A 1,288-nucleotide genomic window follows, 5' to 3' on the forward strand; every position below is an offset into this window, starting at 1 on the left:
GGCGGCGGGCCGGCCGGCGACGAGCGCGGCGCCCCCGACGGCGCCCGCACCGGCCGCCGCGGACCGGCCGGCGAGGGCGTCGTCCTCGTCGTCGTCGTCGGGCAGCACGTCGGGCAGCAGCCCGGTCCCCACCCGCTCCGTCGACACCTCGGCCAGCTCCGAGGCCCGCTGCGGCTCGTGCGGGGCGACGGCCGTGGCCAGGCCGTGCGCGCCGGCCGCCCACGCCGCCGGGGCGTCGATCTCGCCGAGCACCTGCAGCAGGTCCCGGCGCATCTCGGCCGCCGACTGCGGCCGGGCCCACGGGTCCTTCTCCAGCGCGCGCACGACGATGTCGTCCAGCGCGGCCTCCAGGCCCGGCCGGCGGGACGAGGGCGCGGGCGGCAGGGTGCGCAGGTGGTGGCGGACCACGTCCTTGGGCGAGCCGCGGAACGGCGGGTAGCCGGTGAGCATGGTCATGAGCAGGCAGCCGACCGAGTACAGGTCGGACCGGGCGTCGACGAACCCGCGGCGGGCCTGCTCGGGGCTCAGGTAGGCGATGGAGCCGAAGCCCGCGCCGGCCTCGGCCAGCTCCTCGGTCCACTCCTCGGCCTCGTCGAGCGCGGCGCCGGGCATGGCCCGGGCGATCCCGAAGTCGGTGACCTTGACCGAGCCGTCGCGCAGCACCATGAGGTTGCCGGGCGTGACGTCGCGGTGGACCAGGCCGCGCTCGTGCGCGTGGGCCAGGGCGCTCGTCACGTCCACGCCGATCTCCAGGGCGCGCTCGACGGTGAGCGGCGTGCCGTCGACGAGCAGGTGCGACAGGGGCTGGCCCTCGACCATCTCCATGACGAGGTAGGGCCGCGGGACGCCGTCGATGACGGCCTCGCCGACGTCGTGGACCTGGACGACCCCGGGGTGGTTGAGCCGCGCCGCGGACATCGCCTCGGCGCGGAACGCCGCCATCGCCTCGGGGTCCATGGCGACCTCGGGGTACAGCAGCTTGACGGCGACCTCGCGGCCCAGGCGCAGGTCGCGGGCCCGGCGCACGACCGCCATGCCGCCCCTGCCGAGGGTCTCGCCGAGCTCGTAGCGCTCGTCGAGGACGGGGCGGGGGCCCATCACGGCCGCCACCGCCCGGGTCGCGGCCCGCCCGCGCCGGTGCGCGTCACGTGCCAGGCGTCCATCGGACGACCGTACTCACCGGGAGGGGCCGGCGCCGCCCGCGACCCCGGACTCCACCGACCGGACCCGCGCCCGCAGGGCCGCCTCGGGGTCGACGCCCGCCGCGCGGGCCCGGACCACGGCGGCG

1 protein-coding gene is annotated in these 1,288 nt (G+C 78.2%); it reads right to left on the reverse strand.

Annotation, left to right across the window (positions count from 1 at the left end; genetic code table 11):
* Positions 1-1,098, reverse strand: a 1,098-nt coding sequence (locus WCS02_RS20410; protein WP_340296153.1) for a protein kinase domain-containing protein, incomplete at its 3' end; no start/stop codon positions are given.
* Between the last annotated feature and the right edge of the window lie 190 nt (positions 1,099-1,288).

Origin of the sequence: Aquipuribacter hungaricus (assembly GCF_037860755.1) — a bacterium.
GTDB classification, from domain to species: Bacteria; Actinomycetota; Actinomycetes; order Actinomycetales; family JBBAYJ01; genus Aquipuribacter; species Aquipuribacter hungaricus.